Annotated in this window: 17 protein-coding genes; 14 read left to right on the forward strand and 3 right to left on the reverse strand. The window is 53.7% G+C overall.

Features of this window, described 5'->3' with window-relative positions; genetic code table 11:
• Window positions 1-7 precede the first annotated feature (7 nt).
• Entirely contained in the window at window positions 8-868 is an 861-nt protein-coding gene (gene hisG / locus ABD931_RS03705) for an ATP phosphoribosyltransferase (RefSeq protein WP_345264068.1), read from the reverse strand.
• Window positions 869-1,205: 337 nt separating this feature from the next.
• Window positions 1,206-1,622, reverse strand: coding sequence for a response regulator (locus ABD931_RS03710; protein WP_345264070.1), 417 nt, complete (start codon window positions 1,620-1,622; stop codon window positions 1,206-1,208).
• A 177-nt stretch (window positions 1,623-1,799) separates the two neighbouring features.
• On the opposite strand from ABD931_RS03710, the gene ABD931_RS03715 reads away from it, so the two are divergent.
• Together ABD931_RS03715 and ABD931_RS03720 are read left to right on the forward strand one after the other, a co-directional pair.
• On the forward strand, window positions 1,800-2,672 hold the full coding sequence (locus tag ABD931_RS03715; RefSeq protein WP_345264072.1) for a cyanophycinase: 873 nt from the start codon (window positions 1,800-1,802) through the stop codon (window positions 2,670-2,672).
• Between the two features lie 1,549 nt (window positions 2,673-4,221).
• Window positions 4,222-4,572 carry a response regulator gene (locus tag ABD931_RS03720; protein WP_345264074.1) on the forward strand — a complete coding sequence of 117 codons (351 nt, stop codon included), beginning with the start codon at window positions 4,222-4,224 and terminating at the stop codon, window positions 4,570-4,572.
• 61 nt (window positions 4,573-4,633) lie between these two features.
• Here the strand turns inward: ABD931_RS03720 and ABD931_RS03725 are convergent, their stop codons facing one another.
• The gene (locus tag ABD931_RS03725; RefSeq protein WP_345264076.1) at window positions 4,634-5,383 is read right to left on the reverse strand and encodes a hypothetical protein; all 750 of its coding nucleotides are present in this window, start codon (window positions 5,381-5,383) and stop codon (window positions 4,634-4,636) included.
• A gap of 131 nt (window positions 5,384-5,514) precedes the next feature.
• Here ABD931_RS03725 and ABD931_RS03730 point away from each other — a divergent pair, with 131 nt between their 5' ends.
• The 12 genes from ABD931_RS03730 to ABD931_RS03785 all read left to right on the forward strand — a co-directional run bounded on the left by ABD931_RS03730 (window position 5,515) and on the right by ABD931_RS03785 (window position 26,880).
• Complete coding sequence (locus ABD931_RS03730) at window positions 5,515-8,565, forward strand: amidohydrolase family protein (protein WP_345264078.1); 3,051 nt, start codon at window positions 5,515-5,517, stop codon at window positions 8,563-8,565.
• A gap of 92 nt (window positions 8,566-8,657) precedes the next feature.
• Window positions 8,658-9,977 carry an amidohydrolase family protein gene (locus ABD931_RS03735; protein WP_345264080.1) on the forward strand — a complete coding sequence of 440 codons (1,320 nt, stop codon included), beginning with the start codon at window positions 8,658-8,660 and terminating at the stop codon, window positions 9,975-9,977.
• Between the two features lie 216 nt (window positions 9,978-10,193).
• Window positions 10,194-11,144: a magnesium/cobalt transporter CorA gene (corA, locus tag ABD931_RS03740; protein ID WP_345264083.1), complete on the forward strand. Its 951-nt coding sequence runs from the start codon at window positions 10,194-10,196 to the stop codon at window positions 11,142-11,144.
• Window positions 11,145-11,413: 269 nt separating this feature from the next.
• Entirely contained in the window at window positions 11,414-13,708 is a 2,295-nt protein-coding gene (locus ABD931_RS03745; protein WP_345264085.1) for an ATP-binding protein, read from the forward strand.
• Window positions 13,709-13,827: 119 nt separating this feature from the next.
• Complete coding sequence (locus ABD931_RS03750) at window positions 13,828-14,538, forward strand: NUDIX hydrolase (protein ID WP_345264087.1); 711 nt, start codon at window positions 13,828-13,830, stop codon at window positions 14,536-14,538.
• A 57-nt stretch (window positions 14,539-14,595) separates the two neighbouring features.
• On the forward strand, window positions 14,596-16,263 hold the full coding sequence (locus ABD931_RS03755) for a ribulokinase (protein ID WP_345264089.1): 1,668 nt from the start codon (window positions 14,596-14,598) through the stop codon (window positions 16,261-16,263).
• A 52-nt stretch (window positions 16,264-16,315) separates the two neighbouring features.
• On the forward strand, window positions 16,316-17,815 hold the full coding sequence (araA, locus tag ABD931_RS03760) for an L-arabinose isomerase (protein WP_345264091.1): 1,500 nt from the start codon (window positions 16,316-16,318) through the stop codon (window positions 17,813-17,815).
• 122 nt (window positions 17,816-17,937) lie between these two features.
• A complete protein-coding gene (locus tag ABD931_RS03765; RefSeq protein WP_345264093.1) occupies window positions 17,938-19,479 on the forward strand; it encodes an alpha-N-arabinofuranosidase in 1,542 nt (513 codons plus the stop codon).
• A gap of 95 nt (window positions 19,480-19,574) precedes the next feature.
• A complete protein-coding gene (locus tag ABD931_RS03770) occupies window positions 19,575-20,273 on the forward strand; it encodes an L-ribulose-5-phosphate 4-epimerase (protein WP_345264095.1) in 699 nt (232 codons plus the stop codon).
• A gap of 66 nt (window positions 20,274-20,339) precedes the next feature.
• Window positions 20,340-22,835, forward strand: a complete 2,496-nt coding sequence (locus ABD931_RS03775; protein WP_345264097.1) for a glycoside hydrolase family 95 protein — start codon at window positions 20,340-20,342, stop codon at window positions 22,833-22,835.
• 30 nt (window positions 22,836-22,865) lie between these two features.
• On the forward strand, window positions 22,866-24,545 hold the full coding sequence (locus ABD931_RS03780) for a glycoside hydrolase family 43 protein (RefSeq protein ID WP_345264099.1): 1,680 nt from the start codon (window positions 22,866-22,868) through the stop codon (window positions 24,543-24,545).
• Between the two features lie 52 nt (window positions 24,546-24,597).
• Window positions 24,598-26,880: a glycoside hydrolase family 127 protein gene (locus tag ABD931_RS03785; protein WP_345264101.1), complete on the forward strand. Its 2,283-nt coding sequence runs from the start codon at window positions 24,598-24,600 to the stop codon at window positions 26,878-26,880.
• Window positions 26,881-26,889 lie beyond the last annotated feature (9 nt).

Genomic DNA, 26,889 nt, shown 5'->3' on the forward strand with positions numbered 1-26,889 from the left:
TCGTTATTCAGTTTATCATTTTCTCAATTGGAATGACCAGAATGCCCTGGGCACCGGCGGCCCGGATGGCCTCGATGTTTTCCCAGAAATCGTTTTCGTTGATGACGGAATGGACAGAGCTCCAGCCTGACATAGCCAGGGGAACTACCGTTGGGCTCTTCATGCCGGGTATCAGTCGAATGATGTTCGGGATGGCGTCGTTGGGGGCATTCAGCAGGATATACTTATTGTTTTTGGCGGCCTGCACGGCTTTGATGCGGAACAGGAGCTTCTCCAGAATGATCTGGTGCTCCTTGTTCAGCCGGCTGCCGGCAATCAGTATGGCTTCGGAGCGGAAGATGGTTTCGACCTCCTTTAGCCCGTTACTGAGCAGGGTACTGCCCGAGCTGACAATATCGCAGACGGCTTCGGCCAGCCCAATACTCGGCGCAATTTCCACCGAACCACTAATCTCGTGGATAGTGGCCGTTACCCCCTGCTCCGACAGGTAATTGCCCAGCAGGCGGGGGTAGGAGGTCGCAATATTTTTGCCGTTCAGGTCGGCAATACTGTTCCAGCTCTCGCTTCTGGGTATAGCAATGGACAGGCGGCATTTGGAAAAGCCCAGCCGGTGGACCGTCTGCACGTTCCGGGCCGATTCTACCGCTACGTTCTCGCCCACAATGCCCAGGTCGGCTACGCCGTCTTCTACATAGCCCGGAATATCGTCGTCGCGTAGAAAGAGGAACTCCGCCGGGAAATTAGACGAAACAGATTTGAGCTTGCCGGTACCGTAATCGAACCGGATGCCACATTCTTTAAAAAGCTGGTACGAATCTTCGCTGAGCCTGCCGGATTTTTGCAAGGCAATACGAATCAGGGTAGTCATATGCGGTTTGGCGTTTGAAAAAGTACCGGATGCCCGTAGGGCAGGCGGTAAAGCGAAAGAAAACAGGCGGGTGCCGGCAGTTAGCCGTGCAGAAAACCATACAGATGGCAATGTCGGAAGGGGAGAAGCAGCGCCTGAAAAATCATGCTGCAAAGGTAGGCGTACCGGCGGTTATATGCAATACTCCGGTTAATATGCCCGCTGGGAGTGGTTTTGTCTCTTAAACAAAGAACGGGTGCAGACCACTTCCGTCTGCCTGAACAACCGGGTCACGGGCTGACCCATTGCGAACCTGGAAACCTGGTGAATAGATTGTTTGTAAACGGATGGTGCCGGGTCAGGGGGCAATGGGACGGGCCTCCAGCCATTCCCGGCGGAACCGCATGACCAGTTCGTTGAGCTCATCAATGGCCGACGGCTTGGTGATGTACATATCGGCCCGCAGGTGTCTGGCCGTAGACTTATCCATCTCGTCGTCAGACGTGCTGTAGATCACAATGGGAATATCCTGGTACGCGATATTGCCCCGCATGGTTTTCAAGACTTCCCAGCCGTCCATTCGGGGCATATTAATATCCAGCAAAACCAGATTGGGCCGGGCCGCTTTTCGGCTGAGCGTGTCGAGGAATTCTACCCCATCACTGGCAAACTCCACCCGGCAGCCCGGAAAGCTCTCCCGGAAAGCAAGCTGGAGAAAAAAGCGGTCGTCCTCATCATCATCGGCAACCATGACAAGCGGATTCTTATTCTCCATGGTTATGGGCGGTTTAAAAGTTAAATCTAAAACATAATTCTGTCTTCTGCAAACAAATCAGGAAATGGTACGAGCAGCCGTTCTGATGGACCGCTTCATCATTTAGTTGTATTTAAGTCAACCCTTACGAACATAGGTTGTTGACTACACATTTGGCATTTTTTTGTCTTAACACCAATGACAGTTCCAAAAGGTAAATTAATTCCCATTGGCGGGAGTGAGGCCCGGGAGCCTGGCGAAGAGGCTACCAACAGTGAGTTGCGGCAGCCTGACTTTTTTCGATCCGGTGTGCTGAAAAGCTTCCTGAATGAGATACATAAAAAAAATCCCCGAATTGAAGTAATACCGGCCGCTTCCGAAATTCCGGCCGAAATGGGCGCTCAATATAAGAACGCATTTGCTAAACTGGGCGTAAAAAATGTCCATGTCATGCAGCTAACCAGTGCGGAAGATGCCAATAAACCCGGCAATCTCGAACGCCTGAATAAGGCCGATGCGGTGCTGTTTACCGGGGGAGATCAAACCACCCTGATTGAAAAGCTGCTGGATACCGAATTAATCAGACACCTCCAGAAACAGTACGAGGAACGGGATTTTACCATTGCGGGTACCAGTGCCGGAGCAGCCGCCATGTCCAGGTTTGCCATTAAAGACGGAAAAAGCGCAGAATCCCTGATTAAAGGCGTGGTGGAGACCGAAAAAGGCTTGTCTTTGCTGCCGGGTGTTATTCTGGATACTCATTTTATGGAACGGGGGCGATTGCCCCGGTTAACCGAAGCCCTCCTTCGCAATCCGGGACTGGTTGGCGTTGGACTCTGTGCCGATACGGGGCTGGTCATTACTGAAGGGAACAAACTCCGGGCGATTGGCTCAGGCGGTGCGTTTGTGGTGCTGACCGATGAGTCTAAATACACCAACTACCACAAGGTACCGGAAATGGAATCGATCTATCTCGACAACCTGAAGGTGCATATTCTGGCCAACGGTGCCGGTTTTCTCCTGAAGGAGCGCCGATTCATCCCCAGCGACCCGGTCAGCGAAACAAAATAAACCAAACGGCCGGTTCTAAAAAGAAACGGGCCAGTCGCATGGTCTGGCCTGTATTTTTATAAACAGAACTGCCGGCAGAGCCGCTGTTTGCCCAGAACCTGGGTCTGCGCTTAAAGGTGTCAGAAACTGACGGTTGTTTTCGTTTAAGCGGTAGCAGCCCAGGATTCGTTACGCAGGCGTTTGCCCAACACGGAATCCGGGGCATTTTTGCAAATGGTGGCAGGGTGACCCCTGATTGTGTTTCAATGATTTGCGTCGAATTATTTATTTTTCAGAACCTGATTAGTAAACGCAACGGGACCAATCTTCGACCATTCTGCCTGTTTAAAGTAAGGGAACGGTCCCTAGGGGGAGTCCTCTTTTCGGTAAGGCTTTCTGTTCAGACCTGATGCTCTTGCTGTTGCGGAGCGGAACCTTGCGTATCCAGACCCCGCCGGTGCTGTTACCAATGCCCGTGACGGCTGCTTCATTGCCGCCATCGGTAAGACAATCTGCTTGTCTGATCCGTTTGCTTTCTTCAGGGAATGGTAAATCCGGGACCCGGCACTTTTCTGCGGTCTGCCAGGCCATCCGATGCCTGTTTTACTGGTTGTTGAGTAATTTTAATCCGCCCAAAAGCGTACACTCATTGTCCTCGATATACCGGCCTGTCTATACTGTTTACTTAAATGGTCAAGTTGCAACAGTCAACAGATTTTCCAACGTTCGGTTTTTCCTGATTCGGCGGGAAGGCGACAACAACGGTACGACGTATGATTTTACTCAACGATTATTTACGGTACCCAGCCTTAATTTCGCATCTGACCGGGGCCGATACCTACACCTGGCTCTCATTACGCAACGGAAAAAAAGTGTGGCTCTCCAAACCAATCTGTTTTTTTGAGAAACGAGCACCGGTTGCCGGTCCGCCTGATAGCTTAAGTTGTTTTTTTTTCACTACCTGCAGGTGGGCTTTCAGGTCTACCGTACGAAATGCACCAAAATCTGCCGGTAGCCATACACCTTTCTTAGAATTATTGTGGTTCGAGGTAAACTGTTCAGGCGCTCTATTGAATAGGGTGCCTGATTTTATATGATAACGTATACACATTAAGGTTAGAAAAAGTCAATTAAAAATAGCTTAAAGTCTAGTAAACGATTAACTGTAGTTGCGTAAAAATTGGTTGGAAAAAAAAAAGTCCGTACAGGAACAAAAATTCTATAGTTATTGTAGGGTTTGCATTGGAAGTTTCTGGATTATTTCCAATATTTGTCAGGGGAACTGGATTTATTCAGGATTTCTGCCTACCGTAACCGCCAGAGCTAGTGATAGCCTCTCCAGATTCAGCAAAGCTTAAGGGCTCACCTGACTCTTTTCGTAAAGCAGCCGGTGTTCTATGATGGCCGGTCAAATCGAACATAAATTGCTCGGATCATCGTAAATCTGTCTGTCAGACAGACTGGATCGGAACTGTATACGCCATCTATTCTAAGGGGATAATGGAATAGGACAGCTCCGGATTATTGGTCATTCAAAAGAAGGAGAACAGCGTATAAACACTTATAACTAATGCGTAACGGTTATCTTGCCCTCGTTGCAGAACAGACTGATGAGAATTCAGTCCACATTCCCGGCTTCGATTTCAGTGAGCCTTCTTCTTACCCCATCGTGGTATATCCGTCCGGTATGAAACTGCTGGAATTCCTGTCTAAACAGACCAAAGCTTCGTTTCCGGAGTATATCGTACTGGATCTCGGGCAAGTCGCCGACGAGGACCTGGAAGCGATCCGGATTCTGAAAGCCGACGAGCGGTTCCGGGCCATTCCGGTACTGACCCGCCGGTTGACCAGCTCCCGCCGGTCTATATACCATGTAGAGGCTTCAAGTCAGAAGTCCTTACCGTTCGTACCCTACCAGTAGCCCTCTGTTCGCTACATGCTGCTGGATTAGATAACCCCAGCTTCATACGTTCGAAATCCTATCATAGGTTGTTGTAGTAACGAACCAGTTTTGCCAGGTCGGCCGCCGACCGGTAGTCGGGGTTAGCAGTCTTCAGATAGGCTTCTATCTGCGGGCGTTTGTCGGCCATTACCTCCAGCACGGCTCTTCGGCCGGGCGAAAGCTTTTGTACCTCCTGACCGGTTGCCAAATACCACTCCGTCCGTTTAACCAATTCGTCATCCTTCGTTCCTACATTCAGGGCCGGATTATAGTTTGCTTTTTTGACAAAGATGGAATGATGGGCCAGCAGGCTCAGCTTGCCGTCGACCAGTTTTTCAAAGAAGCCCCGGACTGGAACGGCCTTCCCGGCATACTCCCTGACATTTACAAACCGGCGGTTGCCGGCATCCGGATAACGTACCGAAAACTCTTTTACCTGATCGGCTTTTACCGCCCGCACGTCTTTGTAGCCGGCCAGGAACTCTACTTCGCCGGCCAGCAAGTCTAGTCGCACCGCTACCTGATCGAGCGAGTCGAGTGGCGGAGCGCCCGGGGCCTGAATGGTTCGGTAGAACGTCACCTGACCGCTATGCCAGGCGGTGTCCAGGTAATTGGTACCCAGGCGCTTTCCGGGTTCGCCCTTAAAACCAAACACCGTGTTGTTTTGCTGAATCCGGAAACCTTCCCGGTTAATCTGGTCGCGGGTAGTCTCCAGCATCGGCGATTGCTGAGCCCAAAGTTTAGTAGCCAGGAATAGCAGTACGAATAGTGCCCTGTTTTTTATATGCATAGTCCAAATTTAACAGACTTTGCGTTGGGTAATTCGCAATTTCAGTACTATTTTATTTGGTATACTGCGGTTATTGGCGGACATTCATGTATTTTTGGTCTGATCACTACCCAAAAAATGCCTGATTATTTATGAGAAAACGCTTTTTGACGCTCCTGCTGGCTGCCGGTCTTGCCCTGCCCGCCTGGGCGCAGGTGACGTTTCCGCGCAACGGGGTCTACGACGAACGCCCCGGCCTCTATGCCTTCACCAACGCTACCATTGTGGTTGATCCACAAACTACCCTCGACAACGCTACCCTGCTGATCCGCAACGGCATCATCGAAGCCGTAGGCAAGGATGTTAAGTTGCCCGCCGGTACGGTGGTCACCAATCTCCAGGGCAAACGCATCTACCCGGCACTGATCGACCTGGAATCAACTTACGGCATGCCGGAGATCAAACGGACGGCCGGGCAGAGCTTCCGCACGCCCCAGCAGCACGAGTCCACCAAAAAAGGGGCGTACTACTGGAACCAGGCCATCCAGCCGGAAACCGATGCCGGCGCTTTGTTCAAGGTAACCGAACAAAGCGCCGACGAATTGCGCAAGCTGGGTTTCGGTGCCGTGCTGACCCACCACCACGACGGTATTGCAAGAGGCAACGGTGCCCTGGTGTCGCTGGCCGACGACCGCGAAAACATGGTGATGCTACGGGCGGGCGTTTCGGCGCATTACTCGTTTAGCAAAGGAACCTCCACGCAGGCTTATCCCAACTCGCCGATGGGTTCGGTGGCGTTGCTGCGGCAGGCTTTTTACGATGCCGACTGGTACAAACGGGGCGGCTATAAAGAGCAGGCCAACCTCTCGCTCGATGCATTAAGCAAACAAAAAACGCTCCCCCAGATTTTTGAAGCGCCTGATAAATTCGGCATTCTGCGGGCCGATAAGATCGGTGATGAGTTTGGCATTCAATTTATTATCAAAGGTTCCGGCGATGAATACCAGCGGCTGGACGAAGTGAGAGCCACCGGGGCTTCGCTGATTCTGCCCCTCGTGTTCCCGCAGGCCTACGATGTAGAAGATGCCTGGGATGCCGATAATGTGTCGCTGGCCGAACTCAAGCACTGGGAGATGGCCCCCGCCAACGCCGGTATGCTGGCTAAGGCTAATGTGCCGTTTGCGCTGACCTCGGCGGGCTTGCGCAACAAGGCGGAGTTCTGGACCAATCTCCGCAAAGCCATCGAGTACGGTTTGCCCGAAACCAAAGCGCTGGAGGCTCTGACCACCGCGCCGGCCCGGCTCATTAAAGCCGATGATCTGCTGGGAACGCTGCAGAAAGGTAAACTGGCCAACTTCATCATTACCTCGGGGAATCTGTTTAGCGCCGATAATATCATCTACGAAAACTGGATTCGTGGCAACCGACACATTGTTAACGACAAAAACGTGGCCGACCTCCGGGGCACCTATGGGCTGACCATCGGCGACCAGAAGAACCTGAAACTGCTGATTACCGGTAAATCTCCCGAGAAGCCGGAGTACCAGATTACGGTAAACGATACGATGAAGCTGACACCGAAAATAGCCGTCAGTAACGACCTGCTATCGATTCAGGTGCAGTTGGACAAAAAGCCTGGCACCGGCACCACCCGCCTGACCGGCTACCGCGAGACCGGTACCCTGCTGAAAGGCGACGGCACCCTGCCCGACGGCACGCCGGTGAAGTGGACCGCCACGCTATCGCAGCCCTACCAGCCCGCAGTTGCCAAAGCCGATACCAGCAAACCAGCGCAGCCCGAGATTGGAAAAATACTGTACCCGTTTGTGGGCATGGGAAATCCCGAAAAGCCAAAGGCCGAAACCCTCCTGATCCGGAACGCAACCGTCTGGACCAACGAAAAAGACGGTATCCTCGGCAGCACCGATGTGCTGGTGCAGAACGGCAAAATTGCGCAGGTGGGCAAGAACCTCACCGCTCCGGCCGGCGCTAAGGTCATCGACGGTACGGGCAAACACCTGACCAACGGCATCATCGACGAACACTCGCACATTGCCCTGTTCTCCGTGAACGAAGGCGGGCAGAGCAGTTCGGCCGAGGTGCGGATGGGCGATGTGGTGAACTCCGACGATATTAACATCTACCGCCAACTGGCGGGTGGCGTCACATCATCACAACTGCTGCACGGCTCAGCCAACTCTATTGGGGGGCAGTCGGCGCTGGTGAAGCTGAAGTGGGGTGAGTCGCCGGAGAACATGCTGATTAAGGGAGCCGACGGCTTTATTAAGTTTGCCCTGGGCGAAAACGTGAAGCAGTCGAACTGGGGTATTGCCAACCCGACCCGTTTTCCGCAGACCCGTATGGGTGTAGAGCAGGTATACTTCGACCATTTTGTGCGGGCGCGTGAGTACGACAACGCCTGGAAGAAATACAATGCCCTGCCGGCCAAAGAAAAGCTGAACGCCGTGCCGCCCCACCGCGACATTGAGCTGGATGCCCTGGCCGAAATCCTGAACAAAAAGCGGTTTATCACCTGCCACAGCTACGTGCAGTCGGAGATTAACATGTTGATGAAAGTGGCCGATTCGCTGGGCTTCAAAGTAAATACCTTTACCCATATTCTGGAAGGCTATAAAGTAGCCGACAAAATGGCTAAACACGGGGCCGGCGGCTCGTCCTTCTCCGACTGGTGGGCCTACAAAATGGAGGTGAAAGACGCCATTCCGTACAATGCCGCCCTCATGCAGCGCGAAGGCGTGACGGTATCCATCAACTCCGACGATGCCGAAATGGCCCGCCGGTTGAACCAGGAGGCCGCCAAAACCGTCGAGTACGGTGGCATTGCCGAAGAAGATGCCTGGAAAATGGTAACCCTGAACCCCGCCAAACTGCTGCACCTGGATAACCGGCTGGGCAGTATCCAGCCCGGTAAAGATGCCGACCTGGTGCTCTGGAACAATAACCCCCTGTCGATTTACGCCCGGCCGGAGAAAACCATCATAGACGGAGCCATTTATTTCGACCTACAGGCCGAAGATCAGAAGCGGGACGTCATGCAGAAAGAACGTGCTCGTCTGATCCAGAAAATGCTGACTGCCAAAGCTGGTGGTGCGCCCACTCAGCGGGCTAACTTCCGCCGGGCCCGCATGTTCCACTGCGAAGACGTAGAAGGCGTAATGGCCGAAGGAGAGACGGAGAAATAGGTTTAACGTTTAAGGTTTGAAGTTTAACGGTTGAGCGAGCCACCTGGTGGTTTGGAACGGAGGTACGCTCTTTCGCTCTTTATAACATTCCCATGAAAAAGATTTTCACAACCATACTGGTTCTGGCCTCGCTGCAGAGTTTTGCCCAGAACCCGGCTCCGGCCCGGCCGCAGATCCGGCCAATTGCCCTGACCGGCGGTACCATTCATGTTGGTAACGGGCAGGTGATTAACAACGGTACTATCGTGTTTGACAAGGGTGTGATCACCGCCGTCGGCGACGCTACTACGCCCTTCGACCGGAACAATACCGATGTGTACACCCTGGCCGGCAAACACCTGTATCCGGGACTTATCTCGCCGGCCTCTACGGTCGGTTTGAAGGAAGTGGCATCGGTAAAGGCAACCGTCGATGATAGCGAAATTGGGGTGCTGAACTCGAACGTACGGGCCTTGATTGCCTACAATACCGACTCGGAAGTTATCCCGACCATTCGGAACAACGGGGTGTTGATTACGCAGGCCATGCCGTCGGGCGGTACCATCTCCGGCAGTTCGTCTATCATGCATACCGACGGCTGGAACTGGGAAGATGCCGTACTGAAGGCCGATGACGGGCTGTGGCTGAACTGGCCCAGCTACCTCTCGCGGGAGTTCAACATGGAGGATTTCTCGGCCGGTCTGAAGAAGAACGATAAGCGCAACGAAGCTATCGCCGTGCTGAAAGCGACCTTCGCCGATGCCAAAGCCTATAGCGAATTCAGCAGCGCAGACCCGATGAACCTGAAGCTGGAAGCCATGCGTGGCCTGTTTACCGGTGCCCGAAACCTGTACATCCGGGCCGGCTACGGCAAAGACATCGTGGAGGCCATCAAGTTTGCCAGAGAAATGGGCGTGAAGAAGCCGGTAATCGTGGGCGGTGATGAAGCCTACCGCGTGGTCGACTTTCTGAAAGAAAACAACATACCCGTTATTCTGAGCGAAGGGCATCGCCTGCCCAGCCGGCAGGATGAAGATGTAGATATGCCCTATAAGCTGCCGGGTATTCTGCAAAAAGCCGGAATCCTGGTTAGCCTGAGCTACCCCGACGAATGGTGGCGGACGCGTAACCTGCCTTTTCTGGCCGGCACAGCCGCCGGCTTCGGCATCGTCGACCGGGAAGAAGCCTTAAAACTAATTACGGCCAACAGTGCCAAAATCATGGGTATCGACAACCTGGTGGGCACGCTGGAGAAAGGCAAACAGGCCACCCTGTTCGTCTCCAAAGGCGACGCCCTCGACATGCGCACCAACGTTGTGGAGATGGCCTTTATTCAGGGTCGCAACGTTAATCTGGACGACAAGCATAAGCGCCTGTACGAGAAGTACCAGGAAAAGTACGGCCACAAGCGGCCTTTGGCGGAGCGTAAGTAGGGTTCAGCCGAAACGTCGGACCGCTCCGGCCGGCTGAGCCGCGCCAGTGGCTAAAAATGCTGGCGCACTCAAGTTAGCCGGGGTCGCCTAGCCACTATCGCGGCTCAGCCGGCCGGGAGGCTGGCTGGTACAATCAAAAGCGAGCCGATGACGTATCGGCTCGCTTTTTTTTAGAACTTTGCGGGATTTTAATCACTTACCAGTAACCGCCAGCGCATGATTCGTATCTTCCAGTTGGACGAAACTGCCGTTCGCAAAGTAAAAGACCTGGATTCTTTTTCCGATACTGAGCATACCCTGTGGGTGGACCTCCAGAATCCGTCGGGCCAGGAAATCAAAAGCGTAGAGGAAAAGTTCGACGTCGATTTTCTCACCCAGCAGGAGCAGTCGGAGATTGAAAGCAGTTCCCGCTACATCGAGGAGGATGAGTACCTCATTGCCAATTCTAACTTCCTGATTCCGAATAAAGAGCACCGGTACATCAACGTACCCGTCAGCTTCATGCTGAAAGACGATGTACTGTTTACGTATCGCAACGCCGACCTGAAATCCTTTGCCGATACCGTCAAGAAAATTAAATCCCGGCGGGCCTCGTTCAGCGATGGTGCCCAGATCCTGATCAACATCTTTGAATCCCGCATCGACTACGACGCCGACCTGGTGGAGATGGTGGCGCAGGAAGTAAAGGCCATTAACAAACAACTGGACCTGGACGCGCAGCTGGACCGCGAGATGCTCTTAAAAATAAACGATTACCAGGAACTGACCATGTCGATCCGGGAGAATATTGTGGATAAGCAGCGGGTAATCTCATCTATGATCCGCAGCGACGGCTGGTTTAACGATGCCGAACAACTCCGGCTGCGAACGCTGATCAAAGACATAAACTCCCTGATCGATCATACCAATTTCATCTTTGAGCGGCTGGAGTTTCTGCAGGATACCTTTTTAGGTTTGGTTAATCTGGAACAGAACCGGATCATCAAAATATTTACCGTCGTTTCCATTGTTTTTTTACCGCCGACTTTAATTGCCAGCATTTATGGCATGAACTTCGATATAATGCCGGAACTCCATATGTCGTTCGGTTACGGTTTTGCGCTGGCGCTTATGTTTTTGTCTTCTCTGGTTACACTATACATTTTTAGAAAAAAGAAATGGTTATAATGTCTAGTGCTACCGAAAATGAAAAAGCAATGTATACTGTAAAATAGACTGGCTGTAAGTACGTTGCCGGTAAAAAACTTGTAGAATCTGGATCGAAAAAAAAGTAAAAGGCTACCGGCTCAGGCCGAACTCGGAGCTGCTTATCTTCAGCGAACAACCCTAAGCCCGGCACCACATACTCAGATTTGGACCAAAGCCGTTGGTCATTGGCGTTCTTTGCCGTATTTTGGGCAATTGCTAAAAGCCGCCGGTCGGCTTCCGAATTGCTTATGGCGTCCTTACCCGAGACGTATCTACCCATCGGTATTGTTGGTTTACTCAATCAGGCTCCCTTCGGAACGCTGATTTTTACCGGATCCGACCCCTCCGGAACCCTGGCTGCGTATAAACTGACTTTTGCCAATCAAACGGCGGCCTGGCTCCTGGGTAAGCCGGTTGATAGCCTGCCTGGCCTGTTGCTGCGTGATATTGTACCCTCTGCCATCGATCTGTCGCGCCATAACCTGCTCCGGTCCCAGTACGTTGGGCAGCCGGTGCATTTTGTGTGGCTGAACCAGGATGAAAGCAGCCTGAAAACCCGCTGGCTGGAAGCTTCTTTTTCGGAGATTGAGCAGGGGATTGCCATGTACCTGCGCGATGTTACCGACCAACACCCGGTCAGGAGCAGCAGCCGTACAGAAGTAGAACTGTTACGGGCGGTTATCAACAACTCGCTGAACGGCCTGATGCATTGTGAAGCTATTCGGAATGAAGCAGGGAGCATCGTTGATTTCCGGATCAACATCCATAACCAGTCGATGACCGGCCTGACCGGTGTGCCGGGCTCTACCGCCCGAGTAAACACCTTTACGGCCCTGGATCCCTACGTAATCTCCTCTGGCCTGCTGGCCGGATACAGCCGCGTAGCCGACACCGGCGAACCGCTGCGGGTATCTTACTATTATGAGCCGATTGACCGCTGGCTTGATGTATCGGCCGCCAAACTGGACGACGGTATTGTGGTGTCGCTGGTAGATATTACAATGGCCCGGCAGGCGGTGCGGGAAAAAAAGCAGAATGCCGAGTGGCTCGCCAAACTCTACAACAGTTCCATCAACGGCATTGTCATTCTGCGGGCGGTGCGCAACGAGCAGGGGCAGATTATTGATCTCGTGTACCAGCAGATAAACCGGGTGGCCGAACGTATTCTGGGTTATACAGCCGATTTTATAATTGGCCGGCAAATTCTGGAAATGTTTCCCGCCGTGAAAACCACGGGTGTTTTCGATCAGTACGTACACACGATCGAAACCGGCGAACACAAGCGCGTTGAACTTCATTACCCGTTCGATGGACTACAGGTGTGGTTCGACCTGTCGTTCCAGAAACTCGAAGACGGTATCGTGATCAGTTTTCTGGATATAACGCCCATCAAGCAGGCCTCTGTCCGGTTAGCACAACAGGCGCAGCTGCTGAACAGCATTCTGGATGGCTCCCTCAGCGCCATTCTGTGGCTGACCGCGATCCGTAACGAAGCCGGTGCGGTGGAAGACTTCCGGATCGAAACGGCCAATCAGGCAGCCAGTCAATTACTGAAAACCCCGCTGGACGGCCTTATTCAGCAACGTGTGCTGCCCTTATTTCCGGGTGTATTTTCGGCCGGTTTGTTTGATCGGTTCCGGCGTGTGCTGGAGATAAACCAGGCCGAACGCTTCGAACAGGCTTATCAGGCCGACGGACTCAATGGCTGGTATGATGCCTCGGTCACCAAACTCGATGATGGCGTGGTGCTCACCATTCAGGAAATTACCGATAAAAAGCTGGCTCAACTTCAGTTGGAGGAATCAGTGCAGCGCCTGAAACGATCGAACGAAAACCTGGAGCAGTTTGCCTACGTGGCATCTCATGACCTGAAGGAGCCGCTGCGCAAAATCTCCGCGTTCGGTGATGTGCTGCAAAATCAGTTTGGTCACGAACTCAGTTCACAGGGGCAGGACCTGATCCGGCGGATGCAGCAGGCCGCCGACCGGATGAATGCCCTCATCCGCGATCTGCTGTCTTACTCCCGGCTGGCGACCCAGCCTAAAAGCTTTGACCTGGTGAATCTGCAGGATGTGGTCCAGGATGTGCTGACAGACCTCGAACAGGTGATCCGGGAAAAAGAAGCCGACATCCACGTAGCCGATTTACCCACGGTAGTAGGCGACCGGTCGCAACTGGGGCAGCTTTTCCAGAACTTACTGAGCAACGCCCTGAAGTTTGTAGCTGCCGGTACCATTCCACGCATTCAGATCACCTGTGAAACGGCTGCTGGAGAGGGGCTTCCGACAGGGGCTGCTTTATCGACCGGTGAGCGGTATTGGAAAATTGCCGTAACCGATAACGGCATTGGCTTTGACCCCAAATATGCCGACCGGATTTTTGAGGTGTTCCAGCGACTGCACGGCCGCGGCCACTACGAAGGCACCGGCGTAGGCCTGGCCATCAGTCGGAAAGCAGCCGAAAACCACCAGGGCACCATTACGGTCGATAGTCGGCCCGGCCACGGAACTACCTTCTACGTGTACCTGCCGCAGGGCCAATAACTGGCCTGCTTCTAAAAATAAGAAATTTTTTTACCGTATTTGTAATATATCTCAAAAATTGTGTAAGTTTAACACATAAATAGTGTGGTTTAGACACAATTGTTCCTTAGCTAACGTTTATGACGGGTTATCAGCACAGCAGCCGGATTCTGGTAGCGCTTGATTGTATCATCTTCGGTTTTGACGGTGAAGCGCTTAAATTGCTGCTAATCAAGCGAAATTTTGAGCCTGAATCGGGTAAATGGTCGCTGATGGGCGGTTTCCTGAATGATGATGAAGACCTGCACGATGCTGCTACCCGCATCCTGTTTACGCTGACCGGTCTGCAGAACAACTACCTGGAGCAACTGCAAACGTTCGGCGCGGTCAACCGCGACCCGGTTGAGCGTACCCTATCAGTCGTGTACTACTCGCTGGTGAATATCAACGATCAGGACCCATTGGCGCTAAAGACTCATAACGCGTCCTGGATTGATCTGGATAGTAAGCCTGCGCTTATTTTCGACCATGACCAGATGGTGGATGCTGCCCTTCGGCAGTTGCGCTACAAAGCCGCCCTGTACCCGATTGGCTTTGAACTGCTGCCCGAGAAGTTTACCGTTCCTCAATTGCAGAAACTGTACGAGGCTATTTATAACGTAAAGCTCGACCGCCGGAATTTTAGCCGCAAGATCATGGCTACCGAACTGCTGTTGGGTACGGGAGAAAAAGACGCCAGCTCAGTTACCAAAAAGGCCCAATTGTTCAAGCTCAATCAGGAGAAATACCAGAACTACCTGAGTGGCTACCAGTCTTTTCTGCCTGAATTTACCGAGTTGTCTTTATCATAAAATGAGCTGATCGTTTATCCTCAGCTTCTCGCATAAGGTTGAAAAATGTACTTAGTCATGCAAAATCAATATGTTATTGGGGTTGACTTTGGCACCGATTCCGTACGGGCGCTGCTGGTCGATACCCAGACGGGGCAGGTGGCCGGCACGCACGTACACGAGTACAGCCGCTGGAAACAGGGTCTGTACTGCAATCCAGCTCAGTCGCAGTTCCGGCAGCACCCGCTCGACTACCTCGAAGGGCTCGAAGCCAGCATCAAAGGAGCGCTGGCCAATGCCCTTACCGACGTTCGGCCGCAGGTTGTCGGTATTTCAATCGACACGACCGGCTCAACGCCCGGCCCGGTCGACGAAACCGGTCTACCCCTGGCCCTGCGCCCTGACTTTGCCGAGAACCCGAACGGGATGTTCATTCTCTGGAAAGACCACACGGCCAATGCCGAAGCCGAAGAAATCAACCACCTGGCGCACCACTGGGATACGGATTACACCAAATATGTCGGTGGCATTTATTCCTCGGAGTGGTTCTGGGCCAAGATCCTGCGGACGTTGCGGGTGGATGAGGCTGTTCGGCAGCACGCTTTTTCGTGGATTGAACACTGCGACTGGATGTCGGCGGTACTGACCGGAAACACCAACCCGCTGACGCTCCGGCGGTCGCGCTGCGCAGCCGGCCACAAAGCGCTCTGGCACAGTGAATTCAACGGCCTGCCCTCCAACGAATTTCTGACCCGGCTCGATCCGCTGCTGGGTGGTCTCCGCGACCGGCTTTACACGGATTCCTACACCTCCGATCAGGCAATGGGCACCCTCTCGGCCGAATGGGCGGAGAAGCTGGGCCTCTCAACCGACGTGGTGATTGGTATTGGGGCCTTCGATGCGCACATGGGAGCCATAGGTGCCGAGATTGAACCGTATGCATTTGTGCGCATTATCGGCACGTCTACCTGCGATATTCTAATGGCCCCTAATGAAGAGATCGGTCACCAGCTCATCCGGGGAATCTGCGGGCAGGTGGATGGCTCCGTTGCACCCGGTATGCTGGGCCTGGAAGCGGGGCAATCGGCGTTTGGCGATGTATACGCCTGGTTTGCCCGGCTAATCACCGGACCTGTACGCGATCTGCTGGGCAATGAAGCGGCTGATACGTTGTCGCGCCAACTGATTCCGTACCTGTCGGAGCAGGCGGCTCAACTGCCCGTTACGGAAAAAGACCCCGTAGCGCTGGACTGGATCAACGGTCGCCGAACCCCCGACGCCAATCATACGCTTAAGGCGGCCATGGCAGGGCTGAATCTCGGCACCGATGCCGCTAAGGTATTTAAGGCGCTTGTGGAAGCCACTGCTTTCGGCTCGCGGAGTATTGTCGAGCGGTTTATCGAGGAAGGCGTTCCGATTAAAAAAGTAATTGCCATTGGTGGGGTGGCTAAAAAGTCGCCGTTTGTGATGCAAACCTTGGCCGATGTGCTCAACAAACCCATTCAGGTAGCGCAGGCAGATCAGGCCTGTGCGCTGGGGGCGGCCATGTGCGCGGCCGTTGCGGCCGGGGTGCATCCGTCGCTGGAAGCCGCTCAGCGGGCTATGGGTTCCGGCTTCGATGCCGAATATACGCCCCGTCCGGAGCAGGTAACCGTCTACGACACACTGTACCGAAAATACCGCCAATTGGGTCGCTTCGTTGAGGAGCAATTCACACATGCGCAGGCGTTAACGGAAGCTGTTTAAGCAACTGAAACACTGTTATCAACCAACCTTTTTATCATTCATTGTACACGGAATGCTCAAGCAATTTGAAATCTGGTTTGTCACGGGTAGTCAGCATTTGTACGGGGAGGAAACGCTCCGGCAGGTGGACGCTCACTCACAGGTTATCGCGGAATTTTTTGACAAAGCGGCTCCCATACCGGCGCGGGTGGTGTTTAAGCCGGTTGTGAAAACGCCGGACGAGATTTACGCCATGTGCCAGGAGGCCAACGTAGCGCCCAACTGCGTCGGTATTGTCACCTGGATGCATACATTCTCGCCCGCTAAAATGTGGATTCGCGGGCTGACGGTCCTGAATAAGCCGCTGCTGCATCTGCACACCCAGTTTAACCGCGACATTCCGTGGGGCAACATCGACATGGATTTTATGAACCTCAACCAGTCGGCGCACGGCGACCGCGAGTTTGGGTTTATGATGTCCCGGATGCGCCAATCCAGGCCGGGCCTGAACCGCAAAATTGTGGTTGGTTTCTGGCAGGAAGATGCCGTGGTGCAAAAGATTGCCGCCTGGGCGCGGGTGGCCGTGGGCGCACATGAACTTAAAACCCTAAAGGTTGCCCGTTTCGGCGACAACATGCGGCAGGTAGCCGTAACGGAAGGGGATAAAGTAGCTGCCGAAATGACCTTTGGGATGTCGGTGAATACGTACGGCATCGGCGACCTGGTGGCCGTCATTAACCAGATTGCCGACGCGGATGTGGATCGGTTGGTTGCCGAATATGCCGACAGCTACACCCTCATGGCCTCGCTGCAGAAAGGCGGAGCGCAGCACAATTCCCTCCGCGACGCGGCCCGGATTGAACTCGGTATGCGGGCGTTTTTGCAGGACGGTGGTTTCGGTGCGTTCAGTGATACCTTCGAGGATTTGCACGGCATGAAGCAGCTGCCCGGTATTGCCGCCCAGCGCCTGATGGCCGACGGTTACGGCTTTGCGGGGGAGGGCGACTGGAAAACGGCGGCTTTAGTGCGGATTGTGAAGGTGATGGCTACCGGTTTGCCGGGTGGCAACTCGTTTATGGAGGATTATACCTATCATTTTGATCCGGCCAACCCCCTCGTATTGGGGTCGCATATGCTCGAAATTTGCCCGAGCATTGCGGCTGGTAAGCCGAGCTGCGAGATTCACCCGCTGGGCATCGGCGGTAAAGAAGATCCCGTTCGGTTAGTCTTTAACGCGACGGCCGGTCCGGCCATCAACGTATCACTGGTCGATATGGGAAATCGCTTCCGGCTGATCGTCAACGAGGTAGAAGCGGTGGACGTCGCCGAAGCCCTGCCGAAACTGCCCGTTGCCCGTGCGCTCTGGAAACCCATGCCCGATTTGGCCACCGGCTGCGCAGCCTGGATACTGGCCGGTGGAGCCCATCACACGGCCTACAGCCAGAACCTGACAACGGAACATATCGAGGACTTCGCCGACATTTTCGGCGTTGAACTCGTCGTCATCGACCGCAATACGAATTTACGTCAACTGAAAAACGAATTGCGCTGGAGCGAAGCAGCCTTTAGATAAAGAGTGAAAGAGCGAAAGAGTGAAATCGGATCGCAGCCGAGGACGGTCGCCGAAGCGGATTGAAAAATTGCTGACACAAACTTTTCGCTCTTTCACTCATTCACTCTTTACCCCTTACCCACATGAAAAAACAACTCACCTCACTTTTCCTCGCCACACTCAGCCTGAGTGCGCTGGCGCAAAACCGGGTGACGGTTAATGCCGATCAGGGGAAGACCGTCATCAGCCGGCATATATACGGTCACTTTGCGGAACACCTGGGCCGGTGCATCTACGACGGGTTTTACGTCGGAGAAGGCAATACCAGGATTCCGAACAAAAACGGGGTCCGGCTGGACGTTGTAGAGGCCCTGAAAAAGATGAAAATTCCGAACCTCCGCTGGCCGGGTGGGTGCTTCGCTGATACCTACCACTGGAAAGACGGCATCGGTCCGAAAGCCAAACGGCCGAAGATCGTGAATACCTGGTGGGGGGGGGTAACGGAGGACAATAGCTTCGGCACGCACGATTTCCTGAACATGTGCGAACTGCTGGGAACCGAGCCGTACCTGGCCGGGAATGTCGGCAGCGGTACGGTGCAGGACCTCAGCGACTGGGTGCAGTACGTCAATTTTCCCAGCAACAGCCCGATGTCGAACCTCCGGCAGCAGAACGGCCGTCAGGCTCCCTGGAACGTCCGCTACTGGGGAGTGGGCAACGAAGCCTGGGGCTGCGGGGGGAATATGACCGCCGATTATTACGCCAATATCTACCGCCAGTACGCTACGTTTATGGAGCCGAAGGTTGGTGACGAAAAAATCTTCCGGATTGCGTCGGGGGCCAGTTCCAATGATTTCAACTGGACCGAGACCCTGATGAAAAACATTCCCGGCAAAATGGTGGAAGGGGTGGCCCTGCACCATTATTCCACGTTTGGCTGGGGACCCAACGAGAAAGGGTCTGCCACCGAGTTTACGGAAACTGACTATGCCCATACCATGAACGAAGCCCTGAAAATGGACGCGTTCGTGCAGAAGCATTCGGAAATCATGGACAAGTACGACCCGCAGAAGAAAATAGCCCTGGTGGTCGACGAATGGGGGGCGTGGTACGAAGTTGAGCCGGGTACCAATCCCGGTTTTCTGTACCAGCAGAACACCATGCGCGACGCTGTTCTGGCCGGGGCCACGCTCAATATCTTCCACAAATACGCCGAGCGGGTTCGGATGGCAAATCTGGCCCAGGCTATAAACGTGCTCCAGGCGGTAATTCTGACCAAAGGCGAGAAGCTGCTGCTCACCCCCACGTACCACGTGCTGGAAATGTACAATGTACACCAGGATGCGACGATGCTGCCGGTCGATGTAAAGTCGGAAGACTACACAGTGGGTAATTATAAGCTCCCGGCCGTGTCAGTATCGGCCTCACGGGATAAAGCGGGCAAAACGCATATCTCAGTGGTAAACATCGACGCCGGTAAGCCACAGGAAATCACGGTAAACCTGAAGGGCATGAAAGCATCCGGCGTGACGGGACGCATCCTTACCTCCGCCAAAGTGCAGGACCACAACACATTCGACAACCCAGCCAAAGTGAAGCCTGTCGCCTTTACTGGTGCCCGGCTCAACGGCGATAACCTAACCGTTACCCTGCCGCCGGTTTCGGTGGTGGTGCTAGAATTATAAAGAGTGAAAGAGCGAATGGCTGACGCAAGCTTTTTGCTCCGCATTGCCAAGCCGATTTTTCTCTTTCGCTCTTTCACTCATTCACTCTTTAAACAATGTACAAGACCCTACAAGACGAATGCTACGAGGCCAATATGCAGCTACCGAAGCTGGGGTTGGTTCTGTTTACGTTTGGCAATGTGAGCGCTGTGGATCGTGACCGGGCAGTGTTTGCCATCAAGCCGAGTGGTGTGCCCTACGAGGCTTTACGGCCCGAGGATATTGTAATTTGTGATTACGACGCGCGGGTTGTGACGGGTACCATGCGCCCGTCGTCGGATACAAAAACGCACGCGCTGCTCTACAAAACCTGGGACGACATCGGCGGTATTACGCACACGCACAGTACCTACGCTGTTGCCTGGGCGCAGGCGGGCCTGGACATCCCAATTTTTGGAACCACCCACGCCGATCATACCCACCAGGATATTCCCTGTGCGCCCGTCCTGACCGACGAGATGATTCAGGGGGATTATGAATACGAAACCGGCAATCAGATCTTCGGGATCTTTGAACAGAAAGGGCTGTCGCACCAGGAGATGGAGATGGTGCTGCTGCAAAATCACGGGCCGTTTACCTGGGGCAAAACCGCCGAAAAGTCGGTGTACAATGCGGCAGTACTGGAGGAAGTGGCCCGTATGGCTTATCTGACGCTACAGATCAACCCCGAAACGCCCCGGATCAAAGACACGCTTCGGATGAAACATTACGAGCGCAAGCACGGCAAAAACGCGTATTATGGACAAGGCTGCTAAACAACCCTCTTGCGCAACCTGTACTGTCGCAAGGGGTACTGGTAATTACTAACCTGCCTGCATCGCATGAAATTCGCCCTAACCCTTATTTTACTGACTCTCTCCCTAACCGGCAGCTTTTCGCAAGACCGGCCGGCTTTGAAATTATGGTATAATAAACCCGCCGGCCAGGTGTGGGAAAATGCATTGCCCATCGGTAACGGCCGGCTGGGTGGTATGGTGTATGGTAATGTCGGGAAAGAAACCATTCAACTCAATGAGCATACCGTTTGGAGCGGCAGCCCCAACCGCAACGATAACCCCGACGCACTGGCAGCCTTGCCCCAGATCCGGCAGTTGATCTTCGATGGTAAGCAGAAAGAAGCCGAACAGCTCGCCAACAAAGCCGTGATCTCGAAGAAGTCGCACGGGCAGATGTTCCAGCCCGTGGGCAATCTCCACCTGACCTTCGAGGAGCATACAAATTACACCAATTACTACCGGGAGCTGGACATTGAACAGGCCGTAGCCAAAACGACCTATACCGTCGGCGATGTGACCTACACGCGGGAGGTGCTGGCGTCGCTGCCCGACCGGGTGATTGTGGTGCAGCTGACAGCCAGCAAGCCGGGCCGTATCGCGTTTACGGCTTCGTACTCCACCCAACAGAAAGCCGTCATCCAGACAAGTCCGGACAAGGAATTAACCATAACCGGTACTACCTCGGACCACGAAGGCGTGAAGGGTATGGTCAACTTCAAAGGTATCAGCCGCATCAAAACAGACGGTGGTTCGGTGTTGGCCAACGATTCTGCGCTCACGGTGAAAGGGGCCAATGCCGCGACCATTTATATCTCCATTGCCACCAATTTTACCAACTATAACGACCTCAGCGGTGACGAAAATAAGCGGGCTGCTACGTACCTGAACAAGGCGTATGCTAAACCGTACCTGGCCATCCGAAAGGCCCATATTGCCGCTTACCAGCACTACTTCAACCGGGTCAATGTAGACCTCGGCACTTCGTCGGCCGAAAGGCCCACTATGCCTACCGACGAACAGTTGAAAAACTTCCGGACCACCAACGACCCGCAGTTTGTTACGCTCTATTACCAATATGGTCGCTATTTGCTGATCTCGTCCTCGCAGCCGGCCCGCGACGGCCGGTACGTCGATGCGGAAGCGGGGCAACCGGCTAACTTACAGGGTATCTGGAACAACCGGATGCGGCCACCCTGGGACAGTAAATACACCATCAATATCAATGCCCAGATGAACTACTGGCCCGCCGAAAAAACCAACCTGGCCGAGCTGCACGAGCCGTTTTTACGGATGGTCCGGGAAATGGCGCAGACCGGGCAGGAAACGGCGCGGGTGATGTACGGTGCCAGGGGCTGGATGGCGCACCACAATACCGACATCTGGCGGGCTACCGGCGCTGTCGACGGAGCACTCTGGGGCATGTGGGTCGCCGGGGGCGGGTGGACCAGCCAGCATCTGTGGGAGCATTACCTGTACAATGGCGACAAAGCGTACCTGGCCTCCATTTACCCAATCCTGAAAGGAGCGGCCCTGTTTTATGTCGATTACCTGGTCGAGCATCCCAGGTACCATTGGCTGGTGGTCACGCCGGGAACGTCGCCGGAAAACGCGCCGAAAGCCCACGGCGGCTCTTCGCTGGATGCCGGAACGACGATGGACAACCAGATTGTGTTCGATGTCTTCAGCACGGCCATACGAGCCGCCGAAACGCTGAAAACCGATCCCGCTTTTGTTGATACCCTGAAGCAGATGCGCAGCAAACTACCGCCTATGCACATTGGGCAGCACGGCCAGCTGCAGGAGTGGCTGGAAGATATTGACGACCCGAAAGATAACCACCGTCACGTTTCGCATCTGTACGGGCTATTTCCGGCCAACCAGATTTCGGCCTATCGTACTCCGCAGTTGTTCAGTGCCGCCCAAACGACACTCAGGCACCGGGGCGATGTATCGACCGGCTGGAGCATGGGCTGGAAAGTAAACTGGTGGGCCAGATTACAGGACGGCAATCATGCCTATTCCCTGATTCAGAATCAATTAACCCCGCTGGGTGTTACCAAAGACGGCGGTGGCACGTACAACAACCTCTTCGACGCGCACCCGCCGTTTCAGATCGACGGCAATTTCGGCTGTACGTCCGGCATTACCGAAATGCTTCTGCAAAGCGCCGATGAGGCCGTGCATCTGCTGCCTGCGCTGCCCGATGTATGGCCGGCCGGCAGCATCACCGGCCTCCGGGCACGCGGTGGTTTTGAGGTAGTAAACATGCAGTGGAAAGGCGGCAAACTGACGAAGGTAGCGATTCGGTCAACGCTGGGCGGCAACCTCCGCCTGCGGGTTCCGAACGCCCTGAAAGTTGCTAAGGGCGGGGCGCTGAAAACAGCGACGGGGCCGAACCCAAACCGCTTTTACCAAACCGACCCAGCGCCCACCCCGATTGTATCGGATCGGGCAACAATAGCCGCGCCAAGCCTGAAAGAAACCCGGCTGTACGACCTGCCCACGCAAGCGGGTAAGGTATACACGCTGGTAGCCCAATAACCGTGATACTTGATTTTACCGCTTATGACAATGAGTAAGAAAATTCTTTTTTTTGTTTCCGGCATACTCAGCCTGGTTTTAGCCCATACCCTGTCCGCGCAAACGACGCTGGTCAATCCGATCTTAACCGGCTTCTATCCTGACCCCAGCATCGTTAAGGTCGGCGCGGATTATTACCTGGTCAATTCCACGTTCTCCTACTTTCCCGGCATTCCGGTATTCCACAGTAAGGACCTGAAAAACTGGAAGCAGATCGGTAACGTCATCGACCGGCCCGAACAGATGGATTTCATGGGCGAGCGCCTGACGCGGGGTCTCTTTGCGCCCGCTATCAGCTATTACAAAGGCACGTACTATGTGACCTGTACCGACATCGACCACGACGGCAACTTTGTCGTGACGGCCAAAAATCCCGCTGGGCCGTGGAGCAATCCGGTTAAGATTCCGCAGGTACGCGGGATTGACCCATCTATTTACTTCGATGAAGAAACCGACAAGGCCTATATCCTTTACAACAGCGACGCCCCCGACCGCAAACCCCTGTACTCGGGCCACCGTACCATTCGGATGTACGAGTTCGACTATACCAATCTGAAAGTTGTCGGCGAGGAAAAGCAACTGGTAAACGGGGGCGTCGACCTGTCCAAAAAACCGGTCTGGATTGAAGCCCCGCACATTCTGAAACGGAACGGCTGGTATTATCTATATGCGGCTGAGGGCGGTACATCGGTCAACCACTCGGAAGTTGTCCTGCGCAGCAAAGATGTCTGGGGGCCATACGTGCCGTTTGAAGGGAATCCGATTCTGACCCAGCGGGAGTTGCCCGCCGACCGCAAATACCCCATTACCTCGGCCGGTCACGCGCAGTTTGTGGAAGGACCTGACGGAAAATGGTACTCGATTTTTCTGGCTGTGCGCCCTTACGAAGGCGACTTCTACAACACTGGTCGCGAGACATTCATTGCGCCCCTCACGTGGGTAAACGACTGGCCGATGATTGAGCATGGCGAGAAAGCGATTGCGTACCGTTATCCAGTTAGCTACAAAGAAAGTAAACCCAAAGGAGCGCTGCCGCAGTCGGGAAACTTCACCTACACGCTAACCTTTGATAAGGAACTGGACCCTTCGCTACTGTTCATGCGCACCCTCGACAAAAGCTGGTATTCGCTTTCAAAGAAGCAGGGCTTAACCCTGAAGCTGAAACCCGAAACCATTATGGAGTTGGGCAATCCGGCGTTTATTGGTAAGCGGCAGCAGCACCTCAACAGCACCGCTGAAACTGAGCTGGATTTTACCCCAAAATCGGAAAAAGAGAAAGCGGGACTTGTCATCTTCCAGGACGAAGGGCATTTTTACTTCTTAGCTAAATCATTGTCGCAGGGAAAAGCCGTGCTTCAGCTCTATAAAAGCAAACCCCGCGAAAAAGACATGGAACTGCTGACCGACATGCCGCTGCCCAACCCCTCGGCTAAAACGGGCCTTCGCATTACCTCGAAAGGCGACACCTACAGTTTTCACGTCTCGACGGACGGGAAAACCTGGACCCTGCTGAAAGACAATGTAGACGGGAAATTTCTGAGCACCAAAGTAGCAGGTGGGTTTATTGGCTGCCTGTACGGAATGTATGCCACCTCATCGGGCGAGCCAACGACCAACTCGGCTTCGTTCGGATATCTGAAATATGCAGGCGACGATCCGATGTATAAGTAGTAAAAGACTTGTTGGTGCTCCGAGACACGACAAAAAACAAACAACGTTACTCTTGAAATTAACCCTATTCCATATCGCCCTTTTTACGCTGCTGAGCCTGTCTGCCATGGCGCAGATGCAGCCGTTTGCTCTGCAGGACGTGAAGCTGAGGGGTGGGCCGTTTAAAAATGCACAGGACGTTGACCTCCGGTATATTCTGGCGCTGAACCCCGATAAACTGCTGGCTCCGTACCTGATTGACGCCGGTTTGCCGTTGAAAGCACCCCGCTACGGCAACTGGGAAAGTGTAGGGCTTGATGGGCATATCGGTGGCCATTACCTCTCGGCTTTAGCTATGATGTATGCGTCAACTGGTGAGCCTGAGATGAAAAGACGGCTCGACTACATAATAGGCGAACTAGCCCGGTGTCAGGCCCAAAATGGTAATGGGTACGTGGGCGGTATACCACAGGGGAAGGTGTTCTGGCAGCGAATTCACAAAGGCGATATTGATGGTAGCAGCTTCGGACTGAACAATACCTGGGTGCCGCTGTACAACATTCATAAGCTATTTGCGGGTTTGCGAGATGCTTATGTATACGCTGGTAACCAGCAGGCCAAGCAGGTGCTGGTTGGCCTGGGCGATTGGTTCGTTGCGCTGATGAAACCCCTGTCCGACGAGCAGATTCAGCAGGTATTACGGACTGAGCACGGCGGCATCAACGAAACCTTTGCTGATCTGTACATCCTGACCAACGACAAGAAATACCTTGAAATAGCGCAACGGCTGTCGCATCGCGCCTTGCTGAACCCGCTGCTTGACCAACAGGACAAACTAACTGGGCTGCACGCCAACACGCAGATTCCGAAGGTGATTGGTTTTGAGAAAATCGCAATGTTGACCGGTAAAGCTGATTGGTCGGAGGCCGCTACGTATTTCTGGCGAAACGTGTCGCAGACCCGTAGCGTGGCCTTTGGTGGGAACAGTGTTCGCGAGCACTTCAACCCGACAGCCGATTTCAGTCAAGTATTGCGGTCGAATCAGGGGCCGGAAACCTGTAATTCGTTTAACATGCTCCGGCTGAGCAAAGCCCTGTTTTTGGATAAGAACGACGCAAGCTATCTCGACTTCTACGAGCGAACGCTGTACAATCACATCCTATCGAGTCAGCATCCAGAAAAAGGCGGGTTCGTGTACTTTACGCCCATCCGGCCCAATCATTACCGGGTGTATTCGCAGCCCGAAACCAGCATGTGGTGCTGCGTGGGGTCGGGGCTGGAGAACCACGCCAAATATGGTGAACTGATTTACAGTCATTCGGTAAATGACCTGTTCGTTAACCTGTTCATCCCGTCGACATTGACCTGGAAAGAAAAGGGAATTCGGCTAACTCAGCGCACTAATTTTCCGTACGAAAACCAAACGGAACTAGTTGTTGAGCAGATTAAACCACAGGTATTTTCGGTAGAAATTCGCTATCCTAAATGGGCCGAAAATATGGAAGTGCTGGTCAACGGGAAAGCGCAGGTCGTTGACGGTAAACCGTCGGGTTACGTTGCCATTTCGCGACGGTGGAAAGCCGGCGATAGGGTGACGGTTCGTTTCAAAACGGCTACCCGGCTGGAGCAGTTGCCGGATGGCTCTAACTGGGCGGCCTTTGTGCATGGGCCTATTGTGCTGGCCGCTAAAACGTCAACGGCAGACCTAACCGGCCTGTTTGCTGACGATAGCCGGATGGGCCATGAGACAAAAGGCAGCCTGTACCCGCTAACCAGTGCTTATGCGCTGGTGGGCGACCCGGCAACGTACCTCTCGCGGTTAAAGCCCGTCTCTACCCTGCGTTTCCAACTGGATACGCTGACGCTGCAACCCTTCTACGAAGTCCACGATGCTCGCTACCAAATGTACTTCCCGACATTTACGCGAGCCGCCTTCGACGAGCAGCAGACCCGTTTGAAACAGCAGGAAGCCGAGGTTCTGGCGCTGGAAGCAATTACGGTCGATAAGGTGAATTGTGGCGAACAGCAGCCCGAAGTTGATCACGCGTATAAGGGTGAGAAAAGCGAATCGGGCTTCGACGATGAGCGGTTCTGGCGACGGACCCGGTCGTTCATTTACTACCAGTTGCAAAATAAAGGGCTGGTAGGTAAATCCATTTCTATCACGGCTTTAGATGATATAAAACCGGAAAATGTAGACTTTCTTATTGATGACGTCCCAACCCAGATTATAGCCACTGGAGGAAAAACAATTCAATTGCAAGCGAATAACAAAGAGGTGGTCACGTTGAAGATCGTAGCCCGAAACGGAAAACCAACCCCTCGCATCAACCAGATCAGACTCTTAACCCGTTAATGACTTTTA

This window comes from Nibrella viscosa, assembly GCF_039541875.1.
GTDB lineage: Bacteria > Bacteroidota > Bacteroidia > Cytophagales > Spirosomataceae > Nibrella > Nibrella viscosa.